The sequence below is a fragment of the Xylanivirga thermophila genome (assembly GCF_004138105.1).
GTDB lineage: Bacteria > Bacillota > Clostridia > Caldicoprobacterales > Xylanivirgaceae > Xylanivirga > Xylanivirga thermophila.
The window spans coordinates 36,342-54,051 of sequence record NZ_RXHQ01000011.1; the positions used below are offsets into that span (position 1 = coordinate 36,342).

General features: G+C 36.6%; 18 protein-coding genes. 3 read left to right on the plus strand and 15 right to left on the minus strand.

The genetic code is table 11. The annotated features are described in order from the left end of the window. The first annotated feature begins 11 nt into the window (after positions 1-11). Positions 12-1,127 (plus strand): chorismate synthase, encoded by a 1,116-nt coding sequence (gene aroC / locus EJN67_RS06820; RefSeq protein ID WP_129723603.1) that lies wholly within the window; start codon positions 12-14, stop codon positions 1,125-1,127. Between the two features lie 5 nt (positions 1,128-1,132). Here aroC and EJN67_RS06825 read toward each other — a convergent pair whose 3' ends face one another. The 13 genes from EJN67_RS06825 to EJN67_RS06885 all read right to left on the minus strand — a co-directional run bounded on the left by EJN67_RS06825 (position 1,133) and on the right by EJN67_RS06885 (position 15,018). Further along, positions 1,133-1,372, minus strand: coding sequence for a peptidoglycan-binding domain-containing protein (locus tag EJN67_RS06825; protein ID WP_243641247.1), 240 nt, complete (start codon positions 1,370-1,372; stop codon positions 1,133-1,135). Between the two features lie 52 nt (positions 1,373-1,424). Beyond that, positions 1,425-2,549 carry an MGDG synthase family glycosyltransferase gene (locus tag EJN67_RS06830; RefSeq protein ID WP_129723604.1) on the minus strand — a complete coding sequence of 375 codons (1,125 nt, stop codon included), beginning with the start codon at positions 2,547-2,549 and terminating at the stop codon, positions 1,425-1,427. 136 nt (positions 2,550-2,685) lie between these two features. Next, on the minus strand, positions 2,686-2,865 hold the full coding sequence (locus EJN67_RS06835) for a hypothetical protein (RefSeq protein ID WP_129723605.1): 180 nt from the start codon (positions 2,863-2,865) through the stop codon (positions 2,686-2,688). A 116-nt stretch (positions 2,866-2,981) separates the two neighbouring features. After that, positions 2,982-4,802: an L-fucose isomerase gene (locus EJN67_RS06840; RefSeq protein WP_129723606.1), complete on the minus strand. Its 1,821-nt coding sequence runs from the start codon at positions 4,800-4,802 to the stop codon at positions 2,982-2,984. 31 nt (positions 4,803-4,833) lie between these two features. Continuing rightward, a complete protein-coding gene (locus EJN67_RS06845) occupies positions 4,834-5,526 on the minus strand; it encodes a class II aldolase/adducin family protein (RefSeq protein WP_341538798.1) in 693 nt (230 codons plus the stop codon). Positions 5,527-5,653: 127 nt separating this feature from the next. After that, a complete protein-coding gene (locus EJN67_RS06850) occupies positions 5,654-6,415 on the minus strand; it encodes a DeoR/GlpR family DNA-binding transcription regulator (RefSeq protein ID WP_129723607.1) in 762 nt (253 codons plus the stop codon). A gap of 15 nt (positions 6,416-6,430) precedes the next feature. Beyond that, a complete protein-coding gene (locus EJN67_RS06855) occupies positions 6,431-7,855 on the minus strand; it encodes a rhamnulokinase (RefSeq protein WP_129723608.1) in 1,425 nt (474 codons plus the stop codon). A gap of 143 nt (positions 7,856-7,998) precedes the next feature. Next, positions 7,999-8,967 (minus strand): ABC transporter ATP-binding protein, encoded by a 969-nt coding sequence (locus EJN67_RS06860; RefSeq protein ID WP_129723609.1) that lies wholly within the window; start codon positions 8,965-8,967, stop codon positions 7,999-8,001. Beyond that, entirely contained in the window at positions 8,960-9,979 is a 1,020-nt protein-coding gene (locus EJN67_RS06865; protein WP_129723610.1) for an ABC transporter ATP-binding protein, read from the minus strand. Before EJN67_RS06865 ends, EJN67_RS06860 begins: the two co-directional genes overlap by 8 nt. Before the next feature lie 11 nt (positions 9,980-9,990). Then, positions 9,991-10,869 (minus strand): ABC transporter permease, encoded by an 879-nt coding sequence (locus tag EJN67_RS06870; protein ID WP_129723645.1) that lies wholly within the window; start codon positions 10,867-10,869, stop codon positions 9,991-9,993. A 43-nt stretch (positions 10,870-10,912) separates the two neighbouring features. Next, positions 10,913-11,842, minus strand: a complete 930-nt coding sequence (locus EJN67_RS06875) for an ABC transporter permease (protein WP_129723611.1) — start codon at positions 11,840-11,842, stop codon at positions 10,913-10,915. A gap of 156 nt (positions 11,843-11,998) precedes the next feature. Further along, complete coding sequence (locus tag EJN67_RS06880; RefSeq protein ID WP_165000783.1) at positions 11,999-13,693, minus strand: ABC transporter substrate-binding protein; 1,695 nt, start codon at positions 13,691-13,693, stop codon at positions 11,999-12,001. A 326-nt stretch (positions 13,694-14,019) separates the two neighbouring features. After that, positions 14,020-15,018 (minus strand): asparaginase, encoded by a 999-nt coding sequence (locus EJN67_RS06885; protein WP_207207982.1) that lies wholly within the window; start codon positions 15,016-15,018, stop codon positions 14,020-14,022. A 181-nt stretch (positions 15,019-15,199) separates the two neighbouring features. On the opposite strand from EJN67_RS06885, the gene EJN67_RS14015 reads away from it, so the two are divergent. Together EJN67_RS14015 and EJN67_RS06890 are read left to right on the plus strand one after the other, a co-directional pair. After that, positions 15,200-15,376, plus strand: coding sequence for a hypothetical protein (locus EJN67_RS14015; protein WP_165000784.1), 177 nt, complete (start codon positions 15,200-15,202; stop codon positions 15,374-15,376). A 127-nt stretch (positions 15,377-15,503) separates the two neighbouring features. Further along, positions 15,504-16,037 carry a hypothetical protein gene (locus EJN67_RS06890; RefSeq protein WP_129723613.1) on the plus strand — a complete coding sequence of 178 codons (534 nt, stop codon included), beginning with the start codon at positions 15,504-15,506 and terminating at the stop codon, positions 16,035-16,037. Positions 16,038-16,128: 91 nt separating this feature from the next. On the opposite strand, the gene EJN67_RS06895 is transcribed toward EJN67_RS06890, so the two are convergent. Next, positions 16,129-16,965, minus strand: a complete 837-nt coding sequence (locus tag EJN67_RS06895; RefSeq protein WP_129723614.1) for a DUF4367 domain-containing protein — start codon at positions 16,963-16,965, stop codon at positions 16,129-16,131. A gap of 23 nt (positions 16,966-16,988) precedes the next feature. Next, positions 16,989-17,549: an RNA polymerase sigma factor gene (locus EJN67_RS06900; protein WP_129723615.1), complete on the minus strand. Its 561-nt coding sequence runs from the start codon at positions 17,547-17,549 to the stop codon at positions 16,989-16,991. Between the last annotated feature and the right edge of the window lie 161 nt (positions 17,550-17,710).

Consider the following 17,710-nt stretch of genomic DNA (forward strand, 5'->3'; position numbering starts at 1 on the left):
GGATGATAAACATGTCAGGTTCTACTTATGGAAAACTTTTTACAGTAACTACTTGGGGGGAATCCCATGGTAAAGCCCTAGGAGTAGTAGTAGATGGGTGTCCAGCAGGCGTACATATAACTGAAGAATACATACAAAGGGAACTTAATAAACGCAGACCTCAAGATCCTCTAATAAGCACCCCTAGAACAGAACCTGATAGAGTAGAAGTACTCTCAGGTATTATGAACGATATTACAACCGGTACCCCCATATCACTAATAATATATAATACAAATGCAAAATCTGATGATTATGAATATTTAAAAGAAATATATCGTCCCGGGCATGCAGATTACCCATATGAGATAAAATACGGAATAAGGGATTATCGAGGAGGTGGGCGTTCTTCAGGGCGGGAGACCATAGCCCGTGTGGCTGCTGGTGCAATAGCTAAAAAAATACTCCAATCCATTGAAATAAATATTTTTGCCTATACCATTTCAATAGGTGATATAAAAATTAATCCATCTGCTTTTAATAAGGAAGAGATATGTAAAAATCCTATGTACATGCCTGATAAGGATGCAGCCTATAAAGCCCATGAATTAGTATCAAATTTGAGAAAGCGTGGGGACTCAATAGGTGGCATAGTAGAATGTAGAGTCAATGGGCTCCCTGTTGGTATAGGAGAACCTGTATTTGATAAACTAGATGCAAAACTTGCCCAAGCCATGCTCTCCATTGGCGCTGCAAAAGGCATAGAAATAGGCAGCGGTTTTGGCGCTGCCCAAATAACAGGCTCATACAATAATGACCCATATATACTAGATGATAATACGACCTTCGGCATAAAAAAATCCTCAAACAATGCAGGAGGGATACTGGGAGGAATGAGTGATGGTAGCGAAATAGTATTTCGTGTGGCATTCAAACCCACACCTTCTATTTCCACACTTCAGACTACTGTAAACACCCATGGGGAAAAAACATCAGTAAATATAAAAGGGAGGCATGATGCCTGTATAGTACCTAGGGCAGTAATAGTTGTAGAATCAATGGCTGCCATTACAATAGTTGATTTGTTATTTCAGAGTATTCTCTCTAAAATGGAAACTATAAAAAAAGCCCTTATAAAAATCAAATAACCTAATCATGGATATACGAGATCCAATGCGGCATAGGTTTTCGGCCCTACGATACCATCAGGAACCAAACCATTATCCAATTGAAATTGTATTACTGCAGCCCTGGTACGGGGGCCAAATATGCCATCTACAGGACCGGGATTATATCCTATACTTATCAAAATACGCTGAAGCATAGCTACATCCGCTCCTCTGGATCCCATTTTTAATATGCGCCTCTCATTACTGTTCATAAAATCACCCACTTTCTATATGCCTCCTTTCTATATTTATATGGGGAATATAGAAAGCAAGTGCCTATTTATTTAAACTTTCTATAAAGTTCACCAAATCACTACTTGAGTTAGGCCTACCAACCTTTAGCATACTCTGTTTCAATATATTTAAACGCCAGTCATTAAATAATAACTGGTATACAGCCTCATCTACATGGTATGTATCACTTGTCTTTATGGCTAGTCCATTATTTAGAAGGAACTCTACATTTCTATCCTCCTGCCCCGGGATGGGATTTGCCAGTATCATAGGAATACCCTTTGCCAGACATTCTGAGACAGTAAGCCCCCCTGGTTTTGTGACGATACATTCACTCGCATCCATCATCAAATCTACATTATCTACAAATCCAAAGTTATATATAGTCTTCTTAAGAATTAATTCATCTATCTTTTCCTTTAACGCCTTATTATTTCCACATACCGATAATATTTGCAGATCCATATCCAATCTGTCTATTTGTAAAATATTATCTACTACATTACCATACCCCATACTACCGCTCATAACAAGGATCGTAGCCTTATCCCGTATTCCCAAGGCCTTTCTCGCTTCAGATTTATCCATTTTTTTGCTAAATTTTTTGTTTATCGGAATACCAATCGGTAGAATCTTATCCTCTGGAATACCCTTCTTACGGGCCTGTAAATTTAAAAGCTCACTCGCAGTTACATAATAATCCATTTGAGTTTCTTCCCAATATGGATGGAATGTAAAATCGGTAACTATACCTATAGTAATTGCATCAAGGCCCTTCCCCTTTAGATGGGTTATTATCTGAGCTGCAAACACATGGGTACACACTATTACGTCTGGATTATAATCAGCCAAAAAATTAGTAAGTTTTTTAGAAAGCATAGATTGGGTAATGGCCGATAGTGAAAACTTATTTTCTCCTTCTTTATTTTCTCCTGCTTCATATTCATATTTATCTGCTGCATTATAAAACATACCATATACAGCCGGCGTAAATTTTGTGGAAATTAAATATCCCTTTGCTATTGATTCACTTAAAAATGGATTAATATATTCAAAAGTATCTAACATAGTACATTCTATATTACGTTCTTTTAGATCATCTATGACACCCTTGGCAGCCTGTATATGACCATATCCTGCTGTTACAGAGAGAAATAATACTCTCATTTAAATTACACCTCATCTCTTGATGTATTTTATCCTTCTCCATTCTATCCTAACTAAAAACCTTTAGCAATATGTATGTATTTACAATAATATAAAAAGAGCTACTCATGCAAGAGCAGCCCTTTAGTGTTATAGCTTACTTTTCTACTACGCCAAACCCTCTAAAAAACGTTCCACCACCAAATAATATTACCAATATTAAGAAGAAGAACAATAATTCGGATCCTGAGCGGAATAATCCACAATTACAGAAGAAAATTACTAACAGTAGGAAGAAAAAGAGTAAGCTATCATCATCCCTACCAAAGAATCCCATATATATACCTCCCTTTCAACTAATTTAGTATTTACAACCTCCTGGTTTAATACATTATATGTGCAATTATAAAAATAGGTGATTAAATACATTCTGTGAAAAGGAGTAAAATAATATTATTTTCTACCGTACAGCGGTCCATAGTTTGAACAAGCTCTAAAATCAGCACCTTCTAAATCATTTGTACCAAATGAATACCAAGCCGATGGTCTGAAGATTCTATTTTCAGATACATTATGCATGCTAACTGGTATTCTAAGCATGGAAGCCAATGTAATAAGTTTATCCCCTATATGCCCATAGCTTATTGCTCCATGATTTGCACCCCAGCTGTTCATTACCGAATATACATCCTTAAAGGCACCTTTGCCAGTCAATATGGGAGTAAACCAGGTGGTGGGCCAAGTAGGATCTGTACGTCTATTTAATATATCATGTATATCCTCTGGCAGATCTATAGTATAACCCTCTGCTATCTGAAGCACAGGCCCCAAACCTTTAATGAGGTTTACCCTAGACATGGTAACCGGCATACCTCCTTTTGTTAAAAAGTTTGATGAAAATCCACCCCCACGAAAATACTCACGTATAGCAGGCCGCCATCTTGTGCCATCAAGACACTTACCTACTTCATTAGGTGTTATTTCCCAGAATGGTTTCATTACCGGCTCATCTTTTGTTGTCTGCTCTCCTGTTGCATCAAGAGCAGCTGCACCTGAGTTTATCAAATGTATAAATCCTTGTGCTGCCATGCCATCAAGTTCCTTGCCAGTTACTCTCTTCACAGCCTCAGGGCTCCAATAAGTCCTTACGTCGGCAAATATCTGAGCTCTATCTGAAACTAAATGGCCAAAAAGCATTGCAATTCCATTTAAACAGTCATTTTCAGTAGCTACTAAAAAAGGCTCCCTTATACCATTCCAATCAAATGACGAATTGAGGATAGCCTCTAAGAAATCACCATTTGGAAAATGATCTGTCCATTGTCTTTGACCTTGAAAACCTGCTAAAATAGCATTATGTCCAAGTGCTTCCTCTTCAAACCCCATCTCAGCTAGTTTTTTATTGCCTGCCATCAAATCTTTGGCTATCATAGCCATCTTAACTACAAACTCCCATTCCCAATCTTTTCTTTCACTAGAAGACTGCATATGTGGTTTATTGTTATCCTTACCCTCTATGCAATTTTCTTTCGTCCATGCAAGGGCTCGTTCAAATTCTTCCTTATCATATATTCCTTCATCTATACGCCTTATAAATTCAGTAAGGTCTATTGATTCAAAACGCATACCAAGATAGTCTTCCAGAAAATCAGGGTCTACCATAGAACCTGCTATACCCATAGCAACACTGCCCATTTGGAGATATGATTTTCCCCTCATTGTTGCAGCAGCCAAACCTGCCTTTGCAAATAGCAGCAATTTTTCCTTTACATCACTAGGAATCTCAGCATCATCTGCTTCCTGAACATCCTTACCGTATATACCGAAAGCAGGAATACCCTTTTGATCATGGGCAGCCAATGCAGCTGCAAGATATACCGCACCTGGTCTTTCAGTACCATTAAATCCCCATATCGCCTTCGGTATTAAAGAATCCATGTCAAGTGTTTCAGCACCATAGCACCAACAGGGAGTAACTGTTATAGATACACCCACTCCCGCCCTGGCAAATTTTTCAGCAGTTTGAGCAGCCTCAGATACTCCACCTATGCAGGTATCGGCAATAACACATTCGACTGGTAAGCCATTTGCATGTTTGAGGTTGTGCTCAAGTAAATCCGCAACTGATCTGGCCATCCTCATTGTCTGTTCTTCCAAGGATTCACGAACACCCCTCCGTCGACCGTCTATAACTGGCCTTATCCCAATTTTAGGCATACTACCTTTAAACCTATTCTCTAGCCCACTTAACCTCATCCCTTTAATATTTGCCATAAAAACACTCCTATCTATTTCAATTTAAAGCTTATTTATGTTCTTCAATAGAAAAAGCAGGATGCCTTCCTGGTAAATTCATCTGTTTTCTTATGCTATAAAGGGCTTTCACCTTTTCTTCGTCTAAAACATTAGCATCACCCAACAATTCACATATAAATGTTATCTTGGCATAAAACTCTAACGACTCCATTCTAAAGAATGCACCCTCCAAATCTGAGCTATATGTAAGGGCACCATGATTCTCAAGAAGCATGGCATCATAATCCTGTAAGTACTTTGATATTGCATCCGGTATTTCTTCAGTGGACGGCGTACCATATTTTGCTACAGGCACCTCCCCTAATAATATAACCGACTCTGGAATAAGAGGTTTATCAAGTGGTTTATTCATTACTGCATATGCAGTTCCAAAAGGTGGATGGGCATGCACTACTGCATTTACATCAGGTCTTTCCTCATACACTCTAAGATGCATTTTTACCTCTGAAGAAGGTCTATTTTTACCATTTGTCTCTAAAACCTCTCCTTTTAGATTGATCTTACATATCATATCAGGTGTCATAAAGCCCTTGCTAACCCCTGTAGGAGTACACAATATTTCGTCATCTCCCAACTTTACTGATATATTACCATCATTAGCTACTACAAAGCCCCTATCATAGACTCTTTTCCCTATTTCACATATTTGCTCTCTTATTTTATCCTCATCAATAATACTCATATACACATCACCTTTTATTAATATTTGTTTTGTTGTTTTTATGTTGGTTTATATACTATTGTACACACAAAGCAAAAATAGTGCAATATTATTTCTTAAATATCTTTAATTTATAATATACTTTTTATCAGCTGTATATAATATTCACATTCCTATCCTGACAAAACTGTTCCCATTCAGGAGATAATTTTTTATCGGTAAATATCGAATGTATGTTATCAAATTCCGTGATATTTACAAAGGAAACTATATCAAACTTGGTACTATCAAGAAGCAAAAATGTCTTTTGCGCTCGCTCTACCATGGCTTTCTTTATATAAGCCTCCATCTCACTGGATTCCAATATACCTTTATTCATATTTATGGCCTTGCAGGACAATATCGCCTTATCTACATAATAGCTTTTAATAGCCTTTTCCGACAAATATCCTACAAAGGAAAGGGAAGAACTTCTAAGATCGCCCCCTGTAGATATAGTCCTTATATTTTCTGCATTATTCAATTCTAAGAGCATGCTTAACGAATTGGTTATAACGGTAATATTTTTCTTTTCCTTTATATACTTTGCAAGCTGTAGGGCCGTAGAGCTGGAATCTATCATCAAGGTATCACCATCCTCTATAAAGCTTGATACCTTTTGTGCTATCTTCTGCTTAGCCTCTATATTGGTTATTTCGCGCACATCAAAGGGCAGATCCATACTAGTATTCTCATTGAGCACAGCGCCACCATAACTTCTCTTTACCAGCCCCTCCCTCTCTAACTTTTCTAAATCCCTTCTTATGGTCTCCTCTGTCACATCAAACTTTTTACTAAGATCCGATACCAAAACGCTTTTTCCATCCTGCAGTATGGTCATTATCTCCCGTCTTCTTTCAATAGCAAGCATCCTATACCTCCTTATTTATTTAATAGTTTCATATGTTTTTCGCTCAAATGAGCGTGAAATGATCTTCCTACCTTCCTCTATATTATCTATATAACTATTTGCTAAAAGCTGTATGGCAGCATTTCCAAGGGCTGAAGCCTCTATAGGCCCTGCTATTACTTCCTTTCCTGTTGACATGGCAGTAAGTTCACATAAAAGCTCGTCCTGAATACCTCCTCCTACCATGTTTATGCCTTTTATCTCTTCTCCCGCCACCTCTTCCAATTCAAATATAGTATTTTTGTATTTATCTACCAACCCATTATATGCTGCAATAGCAATCTCTCCAAGTCCTTCCGGCTGTCCCTGATCATGTTCCTTGCAAAAAGAAACTATCCCATCTATCATATTCCCCGGTGTCATAAATCTGGAAGATGCCGGATCAATGCAAAACGCTTTACCATGTGCCTGGCGAGCAGCCGTTACAATATCACCAAAGGACACCTCATATCTGGTAGCACTCCATTCTTTTCTAAGCTGCTGAATCACCCATAAGCCATTTATATTTTTCAAAAGTCTAATAGTATCCCCTACTCCCCCTTCATTAGTAAAATTATACTGTAATGATTTTTCCGTAATAACTGGCTCATCCCGCTCAAGTCCCAGCAAAGACCAGGTACCACAGCTTAAATATGCACTTCTTTTATCTTTTAAGGGTGTACCACATACAGCTGATGCAGTATCATGACTTCCAACAGCTATAACAGGTATATCCTTAAGTCCCACCTCATCTGATACATCTCCCCTTAGATATCCATAAATCTCTCCCGGATGTATAACATGTTGAAAAATATGATTTGGAAGACCTAACTCTGATATTATTTCTCGATCCCAACGCCTTGAACTAGCATTAATAAGCTGAGATGTGGAGGATATGGTATATTCATTATGCTTTTCACCGGTTAGATAATAATTAAATAGATCTGGCATAAAAAGCAATGTATCTGCATTCTCCAAACTCACAGGTCTTACAACTTTGTCGGAATATAATTGATATATGGTATTTATGGGCATTTTCTGAATACCAGTTCTTTTATACAGCTCACTAAATGGTAATATTTCATCTACTTTGTCCATTATTCCTTCTGTTCTATCATCCCGATAATGAATAGGTGCTCCAATTAGATTATTATCCCTATCCAGCAAGCCATAGTCTACTCCCCACGTATCAATGCCTATGCTTGTAATATTCTCTCCGTGCTTAGAAGCTATCTTTAAACCTCTTAATATTTCATAATATAACCTAAAAAAATCCCAGCAGTATCTCCCGCCTACCCTTACTGGCTCATTTGGAAACCTATATACCTCATCAAGTTTTATAGAGGAACCATCAAAATTTGATAGTATAACTCTGCCACTGGAGGCTCCAAGATCCACAGCTATGCAACTAACAATATCCATACAAACTCTCCTCCCAATATCTTATATGTTGTTTGTTCTGTTTTTATGTTTATTCTTTTATTATTATAACATATTCGATTGGTTTTGTTTATATGTATATAAAAAAAACAGCATGCCCGGTTTCTTGAGCATACTGCTTTTTATCATTTATTATATAAATAACAAGCTACAAAATGACCTCCACCTTGATCTACCAGTTCAGGTGCTTTTTCCTTACATATTGGCATTGCATGTTTGCAACGACTTGCAAACTTACAACCTGCAGGAGGATTTATGGGACTCGGTACATCCCCCTCCAATAATATCCGTTGCCTACTACGCTCAATATCAGGATCAGGTATGGGAATTGCCGACATAAGAGCCCCAGTATATGGGTGCATAGAATTTTTATATAGCTCTGCACTCGGTGCCATCTCTACTATAGATCCTAAATACATAACGCCTACACGATCACTTATATGTTTTACCATGCTAAGATCATGGGCAATAAATAAATAGGTAAGCTTTAGATTTCGCTGTAGTTCCTCCAATAAGTTTACTACCTGAGCCTGTATTGATACATCAAGAGCTGATATGGGCTCATCACATATTATAAGCTTTGGCTCTATTGCAAGCGCCCGTGCTATGCCTATACGCTGTCTTTGACCACCACTAAATTCATGCGGAAAACGATTGGCATGCTCCTGATTTAAACCTACAAGGCCTAGAAGTTCATAAATTCTCTCTTGCCGTTCTTTACCTTTATAAATATTATGAATATCTATACCTTCTGCAATTATATCTCCTACGGTCATTCTCGGATTTAAAGAAGCATATGGATCCTGAAAAATCATCTGGACATCCTTGGTATAATCCTTTGCCTCCCTTTTATTTAGCCTGCTTATATCTTTTCCCTCGTAATATATTTCACCACTGGTAGCTTCATATAGCCTTGTAATAGTACGGCCAGTGGTAGATTTACCACAACCACTTTCTCCTACCAGACCAAAGGTTTCACCCTTATCTATATAAAAGGATACATCATCAATCGCCTTTAATACTTGTCCCGATCCCACATTAAAATACTTTTTTAAATTTTTTACTTCTAATAGATGTTTTACTGAATTACTCATTTTTTATACCCCCTACTGGTCTTTCAACTTTTGGAGCATTAGGATGCATGAGCCAACATGCTGCAGTATGGGTATCCGAACACTTTGTTACCTCAGGCTGCTGCTCTTTGCAAATGATCATAGCATGCTTGCATCTATCAGCAAAAGGACAACCTTGAGGCGGTGATAATAAATCCGGCGGTGTACCTGGAATAGGAACCAATGCCTTTTTCTCTTCCATATCAAGTCTTGGCACTGACTCTAAAAGCCCCCAGGTATATGGGTGCATTGGATCATAAAATATATCCCTTAAAGTACCTGATTCTACCACCTTACCTGCATACATTACATTCACTCTGTCAGCTATATCTGCAACTACTCCCAAGTCATGAGTAATAAGGATGATGGCTGTACCCGTTTTTTTCTGAATATCTCTCATTAAATCTATTATCTGCGCCTGTATGGTAACATCCAATGCAGTTGTAGGTTCATCTGCAATAAGAAGATTAGGATTACATGCTATAGCCATAGCTATTATTACCCTCTGACGCATACCACCACTGAACTGATGGGGATAATTATTTGCCCGTTTTTTTGGATTAGGTATCTGCACCAAATCCAATAATTCTATCGCCTGCTTTGCGGCTTCTTTCTTAGAAACTTTTTTATGTTTTACAATAACCTCAGATATCTGCTGCGATATGGTCATAGTAGGGTTCAATGATGTCATAGGATCCTGAAATATCATCCCAATTTGTGAACCCCTTATATCATTCATCTGCCTTTCATTCAAAGTAGTAATCTCTTTGCCTTCCAGCAGAATGCTTCCTTGTTTTATTTTGCCTGGAGGTGATGGTATAAGCTTCATAAGAGAATTTACCGTTACACTCTTACCAGAGCCTGATTCACCAACAATGGCCAATGTTTCACCTTTATCAACATAAAAATCTACTCCACGTACTGCCTGTACCTCCCCTGCGTAGGTATAAAAAGAAACATGAAGATCGTTTACTTCTAATAAATGTTCTGACATATACACACCACCTAACTCCGTAACTTTGGATCAAGGGCATCCCTTAACCCATCGCCTAGTATATTAAATGAAAGCATGGTCAAGCATATCATTATAGCAGGGAATGCAAGCATCCACGGACGCTCCACTACTTGTCTGATGCCATCACTAGCCAAACTACCCCAACTTGCATTGGGAAGTTTTATACCCAAACCAATATAGCTCAAAAAGGCCTCACTGAATATCGCTCCAGGGATATCCATGGTCATCTGCACTATCATAACTCCCAAAATATTTGGAAATAGATGCTTGGTTATTATCCTCCAAGGACTTGCACCTAATGCCTGGGCAGCTAATACAAATTCCTGATTTTTAAGCTGTAGTATCTGACCCCTCACCAGTCTTGCCGTACCCACCCAGCCAGTTATTGACATGGCCAAAATAAGGGTAAATTCACCTGGTTCTAATACTATCATCAAGAGAATAACTATTATCATATAGGGAATAGCATACAGTATATCAACTATACGCATCATTATATTATCAACCTTACCTCCAAAGTAACCTGATATACCACCATATATCATACCCACCACTATATCGATCAACGCGGCAAAAAAGCCTATACGAAGGGATACTCTAGCTCCCATCCAAACTCTAACAAACAGATCTCGACCAAGATCATCTGTTCCAAACCAGTGCTCTGAACTAGGAGGGCTGAACACAGCAGCATAATCCTGATCTGAAAACTTGTAAGGTAGCATATGGGGACCTATAATAGCCATCAATATCATGGCAGCCAATACACATAAAGAAAACATTGCTGCCTTGTTGGATTTTAATCTTCTCCATGCATCTTGCCAGTATGTCATACTAGGCCTTAATATTTTTTCACTGTGGGCTATATCCATATCTACTGGTTTAAATTTTTCTAGTTCTATCGCCACTTGATGTTCACTCCTTCTTTTTGGCAAGTGTTATTCTTGGGTCTATAACGCCATATAAAATATCAACTATAAGATTCATAGTAATTAATATAATTGCATAAAACAAAGTAAGTCCCATTATGAGTGTATAATCACTTTGGTTAACACTATTTACAAAGTGCACACCCAATCCCGGAATACCGAATATATTCTCCACTACAAAAGTACCTGTCGTTATTCCTGCAACCAATGGACCTAGTATAGTAACAACAGGTAAAATGGCATTTCTTATTGTATGTCTCCATACTACAGCTCTATTAGACAGTCCTTTGGCCTTTGCAGTTTTTATATAGTCCTGACTTAATACATCTAACATACTAGTACGCATCATGCGTGCCATCAGAGCCAAAGTACCAAGTCCCAATGAAAATGAAGGTAATATGGTCTGTTTAAATTCACCCCATCCCGCTACTGGCAATATCCTCCATTTAACACTAAATATATACTGTATTATACCGCCTATTATAAAGCTAGGCACTGAAACACCAATAACTGCTATTACCATAGCAACATTATCCCAAGCCTTTCCCCTGTGTGTAGAGGCTACAATACCCAGAAGCAATCCTGCTATCACAGCAAATATAAGTGCACGTAGACCTAAAGATGCTGAAACAGGAAAATTATCCTTTATTATCCCCTTTACACTTCTATTAGGTTGAAGCATGGACATGCCCAAGTCACCCTTCAATACATTTTTCATATACTTGACATATCGCACATATACCGGCTGATCCAATCCATATTTCTTATTCAAGTTTTCCTGAATAGCCTTTGGTATAGGTTTTGTGCCGATAAAAGGCTTGCCGGGGAGCCTGTTTGCAAGTATAAAGGTAAGGGTTGAAATAACAAATAAAGTAATTATTGCATATAATATACGCTTTAGAATGTACCGTTTCAAGCCTTGACACCTCCTAGATTTTTATGATATTTTATCAATATTTTTACATAGCAGTTATAATACGCATAGAAGGTATATACAACATGTTGCATATACCTTCTACGTATATAATTACTATGCGTATAGTTACAATTTATAATTTTAACTCTTTCTTCACTATTTGTCCAGTCCAAGTTCCTTTATTCCTTCAATAAGAAGTTTCTTAGCTTCTTCTATCTGGGCATCCTGAAATAAATCGCCTACTTCATCACGGAAAAATCCGGATTTTCCTGGCATAACAGGGGGTACATATCCTAATGCCACCTTAGAATCATTACGCAGGATATTCTTCACGTAATTTTCCCTCTCAAGGGCATATGTCAAAGCCTTACGTATCTTTGCATTCTTTAGTACTTCATTATTAGTATTAAACTGTAGATACCATGAAGAACCATCTGAAAAGTTATAAATTTCATGCCCTTCACTCTTAACGCTTTCCCTCTGGTCTCCCCTTACACCTGTTATATCCAATTCACCAGTTTTAAACATATTAAGTGAAGTATTACTATCCTTTATCATTACATAATTTACAGTATCAATATTTATTGCATCCTTATTCCAGTAATTAGGGTTCTTCTTTAAAACAATCTTTGATTCATGATTCCATTCATCTATTACCCATGGACCGTTATATATAAGATTTTTAGCTTCTGCTGCATATTTGCCACCCTGTTCCTTGAAGAACTTCTCATTGCAGGGCATATAGGTATTAAATGCAGTCAATGTATCAAAGTATGGTGTAGGTAATTCAAGCTCTACTTCCAAAGTCTTGTCATCAACAGCTTTTACCCCTACTTCATCAGCAGTAGCTCCACCATTTGTATTATAGGATTCGGCATTCTTTATAGGATAAAGGATGTATGAGTATGGGGATGCCGTTTCAGGATCAAGTGCCCTTTTCCATGCATATTCAAAGTCATGGGCAGTTACAGGATCACCATTGCTCCATTTTGCATCATCCCTTATATTGAACGTCCATTTCATACCATCATCGGATACCTTCCAATCCTTAGCCATGCCTGGAGTAGGCTTATTATCCTTATCCATACGTATCAATCCCTCAAATACAGCATTCTGTATCTGGAAAGATGTGGCATCCTGAGAAAGTTGGGGATCTAACTGAGGTGGCTCTGAACTAAGATTTAAATTTATATCTTTTCTACCTTCTACCTCAGCCCAGTAAAGATCGAGATTGGCACCTATAAAACGTCTTACTTCATTCTTTACAGCAGGATTTTTGATATAATCCATATATCTAAAATATATAGGACCTATGGGCATATCTTCCATAAGTATTTTTTCTGCTTCGACCATTAAATCCATACGTTCATCATTGTCAGCACTATGTTTTGCCTTATCTATAAGCTCATCATATTTAGGATTGCTGTAAGCTGTCTGGTTCTGAGGTCCGTCAGTTACCCAAAGATCCATAAAAGTCATAGGGTCATTATAGTCTGGTCCCCAACCAGCAAGACATATCTCATAATCCATATCATTCATACGTTGTATACGATTCTGGAATGTCGTAGATTCTATCTCTACTTTTACTCCAAGATTCTTTTCCCACATCTGCTGATAAACCTGTGTATCACGCTTAGCCACATCACTATCATCAGTCAATATCTTTAATGTAGGCAATTTTGCTACTAACTCATCGTAATTTTCCTCAGTTTTTTCTGAGGAGTTATTATCCTCTGTTTTATTGTTTTGATCCTTTTGAGTATCATCTTGCTTGCCACAGCCAACCAATGCCAAACTCATGCACATGGTTAAAACCAACAGCAACGCCATGATTTTTGCACTTCGCTTCAAAATTTCTCTCCTCCTTGAAAATAATATATTGTTTCTATAATTTATTTTATTATGAAAGTTAGCAGATAATACGTTATTTTGCATATTACAAAAAGCTGTCTTTCATAATTATTGTTTATTATACCATGATATTTTATATTCTTCAAACTTTTTTAATCAATTTTTTTGTTTGTTTTCCAAGTCAAATATATTGTACACAAGTCTCAATATATAGAACGTCATTTTGCATAAACTTTCATCAAAATGAAATAATTTTTTCTATTAGTTTCATAATTAATTTCAGAAAAAAAAGTCCAGGTATTTATACCCAGACTTTTCTATATATACTATATTCGAAATACAGCTTCTTTACGTCCTACCACTATATTATTATCATTTTTTATATCAGTAGGAAAGACATTATAAAGTCTAGATATTGTTTTTTTATTGTCATATCCAATCTGTTCCAATATAGAAGCCACAATTATACCCCAATTGTTTTCAGTACCATCCATAACCTTAAGAGCAATCCCTAGCTTTTCTTTTTTAAGTCCAAAACAATATACTCCTTGTGCACCGCCCTTTGCTACTATATTGTCATCCATAAGAAGATTGGAGCAGATGGTACCAGTACCGCCTATCATCTCACTATTTTCATTCATAAGTTTGGTTAATCTTATAACTGCCATCCTTATTTCATCATCTTTTATAAGTTCGGGACATGCCATTCTTAGAAATGCCTTAGCAAGGTTATAAAGTGGCATGGCAAATACAGGTACTCCGCATCCGTCCACCCCTATTTTTACCTCATCCTTATCGTATTCAGCCATATATGCTACATGCCTTAAAATCTCTTGCTGTGCTGGATGATCGATTTTCCAATATCCCTCTGTTTCATATCCCATTCCTTTAGATAATGTAAGTATACCCAAATGCTTTCCAGAACAATTATGATACACTCTTCTTGCCGGTTTATTTGCCTTTAAAAGCGCCTCCCTAGCCTTTACATTTATCGGATATGTTGGGAGCATTATAAGGTCATCTTCTGTAATGTTCAATTTAGCAATTATAGACTCTATAGCTGCTATATGAAATGGTTCACCCCAGTGAGAAGCTGCCAATATGGTTGTCTCTTTATCCGTATATCCATACTTTTTATCAAAACCATATTTTATAACAGGTATAGCTTGTAACGGCTTTGCACTCGACCTCATATAGGTAATATGCTGATTGTCTCCTACATCATATTTAATCTTTCCATTGTAATCTATTATACATATATGACCAGGATGTACGTTTTCCAAAACATTTCCCCTATAATCTTTAACCAATACATCTCCCATCATGATAATAAAACCTCCCCACAGTTATAATAAAGGTATTTTCATAATTGTATATCGTTTTATGCATGAAAGTCAACGACTTATGAATTGTATGCTTTTTGTGAATTTTTTGTAATTTAAGAAATAATATATCAACATATAAAACATAATATACTGCAATAATAATTATAGGAGGTTGATATATATGAAGAATAAAAAGAAAAACTCCCGTTTAAATAATATTATGTATGAATTTGGGGATATGATGGGTATCGGTACAACAAATAAAAAAAGAAATAACAAAATGAACATAGCAGTCCCTGTAATGACTGGTATAGTTAGTACCCTAGCAGTAGGACGAATGATAAAAAAATCTAAATAAATCCTTTTTAAAGCCGGATAGTTCCGGCTTTTATTTTTTTGCATTTTTATTTTCAAAATATTTGAAACCTTTTTGTATTATTTTGTATCTAATAGATAGAATAAATAAATTTTAGGAGGTTTTACATATGAAAAAAATCAAATCAATCATCAGTATTACATTAATGTTTAGCCTTATGTTCTGCTTTCAACTAACTGCCTTGGCCGATGGGGAAACAGCAACTTATTCTACTATCCCTACAGAGGGTATACCTTCACCCTACCCCGATTTTGGACAAGACTACCACTATAGGGAAGTACCACCAAACCGTAACAATAGCTTATCTGGAACTACAGCAAAAGAACCAGGGTATCTAGGAGTATGGGGATGTGAAATAGGCAAGAGCTCCAGCACAAGGCTTAAAGGATATGGAGAAAGCGTTGCCAGCAACTATGTAGATATTGTAGGATTTACACTCACATTTCAAAAATGGGAAAATGGAAGATGGGCCAACCTTAAAACCTTTGAATATGAAAGGTTCAATTACATGAAAGCCGATAACTATTTCTTTTTGGATGCAAAACCTGGATATTATTACAGGACTACCAGTGTAAATTATGTTAAGGATATGGGAATATCAGACTATAAGAGTGCAGTATCAAATTATATTTTTTTTAATTAGACTAAATAGGCACATAATCGATATGCTCGCCTTATAGCAGACAGTTAAAATAATAAAACTGCTTACATAGGTGGGGCATATCACAAAGTGCCTATTTTAACCCTTTTATTGTTTTTATTATTTCCTCATCTTCTAATGAATATACCGATATTTCATATTTAAAACCATCTTCATACCATTTTGCATATGAAAATTGTCCTTGACCACTAACTATAATTACATCCGTTCCTCTAAGTTTAATGGATTCAAGACCTGCCCTGCTAGAATCGGCATTTGTTATGGAATCTACATCAGTTGCATTTGAATGCTGAGATATGGTAAAATACTCATCTCTATTTTTATAAACCTGTTCAACAACATTAATACCATCCACGAACCTTCTCCAGCTTATTCCCTTAAGCTTATAACCATTGGGTAAATACGTTGGATATAACACCTTAAATGGAATCTCCTTTTTTGCCTGCTCCAATGTCATATTTTCCTTTGAAATGGATGAATCGTCGCTGCTGCATTGCGTTTTGGAACCCTCTATTTCATCTTTATCATCCACATTTGATTGATGTACAAAATAAACACCATCTTTAAGTTCCGTAAACGTCTTTATAATATCAAACCTAAAAGCCTGACCCTTTGAAGTATCAAAATATATGGACAGACCAAATGCAATTATAAATATACTCGCTGCAATACCTATTTTAGATACTACACTTTTTAATCTTTTACGTTTTGCCTTTTTCCCTAAAATCACCCTATAGTCTATCACTTTTGATTCTCTATTTATATCTTGCTCAAAATTGTCTAACATCTCACTCATATCAGGCACTTCTATATCTCCCAGGTCCTTTATGTCTTGCCAATTATTGGCAAACACATCCTCTAAAAGCTCATCCAACACATCCTTGCTGACTTTTTTACGCCTGTCAAACATATTATTAAAACCTCCCAACCATCTTAATGAACTTTAACATCCTGATCCTGGGACATATAGGATGCAAGCTCCTTATATATTATATTTTTAAGCCTTCTATGCCACGTTTTTACCGTATTTATATTAGTATTCAAAATTTCCGATATCTCCGCTAAGGTTAACCCATTACCATACTTCAGTATGGCCACATCCCTGTATTTTGCATCCATATTATTTATTATCTCTATAAGCTTATCATTTAATTCTTTTCTTATTACCACATCATGTGGGATATTAAAATCGGTATTTTCGTTCATATAGACTATAAAATCTTCGCTATCAGTAGGCAATTCTCTGTTATACAAGCGTAAAACTTTTATGCTCTCCCTCTTCGCTATCGTAAATATCCATGATTTGAATTTATTGTCATCTCGTACGTCAAATATGTAAATATACGCATTCAAAAATGTATTCTGCATGGCATCCTCTGCCAGTTCCTTATTTCTCACTATTGAATAAATAAACCTATATAATTCACCATATATTGGTTCAATGCATTTTTCAAATAGCATTGCTTTTTCCCGATTGTCCTCTATCTTCTGCATATAGTTCTTCCTCTCCCCTGGCGAATTACCTACCTCCAATATAAATATTATACCATATATAATAATCAAATGTAATTTATAGATACGAAAAAATATGTATTATCAAACCTGTGATCCCTTGAACGCCATTCAAAAAGCAAAAATCAAAATACAACATATTC

Excerpts from the sequence above, each read along its gene's own strand:
- aroC (WP_129723603.1), top strand. The coding sequence starts at position 12 with ATGTCAGGTTCTACTTATGGAAAACTTTTTACAGTAACTACTTGGGGG.
- EJN67_RS06830 (WP_129723604.1), bottom strand. The coding sequence starts at position 2,549 with ATGAGAGTATTATTTCTCTCTGTAACAGCAGGATATGGTCATATACAG.
- EJN67_RS06835 (WP_129723605.1), bottom strand. The coding sequence starts at position 2,865 with ATGGGATTCTTTGGTAGGGATGATGATAGCTTACTCTTTTTCTTCCTA.
- EJN67_RS06840 (WP_129723606.1), bottom strand. The coding sequence starts at position 4,802 with ATGGCAAATATTAAAGGGATGAGGTTAAGTGGGCTAGAGAATAGGTTT.
- EJN67_RS06845 (WP_341538798.1), bottom strand. The coding sequence starts at position 5,526 with ATGAGTATTATTGATGAGGATAAAATAAGAGAGCAAATATGTGAAATA.
- EJN67_RS06850 (WP_129723607.1), bottom strand. The coding sequence starts at position 6,415 with ATGCTTGCTATTGAAAGAAGACGGGAGATAATGACCATACTGCAGGAT.
- EJN67_RS06855 (WP_129723608.1), bottom strand. The coding sequence starts at position 7,855 with ATGGATATTGTTAGTTGCATAGCTGTGGATCTTGGAGCCTCCAGTGGC.
- EJN67_RS06860 (WP_129723609.1), bottom strand. The coding sequence starts at position 8,967 with ATGAGTAATTCAGTAAAACATCTATTAGAAGTAAAAAATTTAAAAAAG.
- EJN67_RS06865 (WP_129723610.1), bottom strand. The coding sequence starts at position 9,979 with ATGTCAGAACATTTATTAGAAGTAAACGATCTTCATGTTTCTTTTTAT.
- EJN67_RS06870 (WP_129723645.1), bottom strand. The coding sequence starts at position 10,869 with ATGGATATAGCCCACAGTGAAAAAATATTAAGGCCTAGTATGACATAC.
- EJN67_RS06885 (WP_207207982.1), bottom strand. The coding sequence starts at position 15,018 with ATGATGGGAGATGTATTGGTTAAAGATTATAGGGGAAATGTTTTGGAA.
- EJN67_RS14015 (WP_165000784.1), top strand. The coding sequence starts at position 15,200 with ATGAAGAATAAAAAGAAAAACTCCCGTTTAAATAATATTATGTATGAA.
- EJN67_RS06890 (WP_129723613.1), top strand. The coding sequence starts at position 15,504 with ATGAAAAAAATCAAATCAATCATCAGTATTACATTAATGTTTAGCCTT.
- EJN67_RS06895 (WP_129723614.1), bottom strand. The coding sequence starts at position 16,965 with ATGTTTGACAGGCGTAAAAAAGTCAGCAAGGATGTGTTGGATGAGCTT.
- EJN67_RS06900 (WP_129723615.1), bottom strand. The coding sequence starts at position 17,549 with ATGCAGAAGATAGAGGACAATCGGGAAAAAGCAATGCTATTTGAAAAA.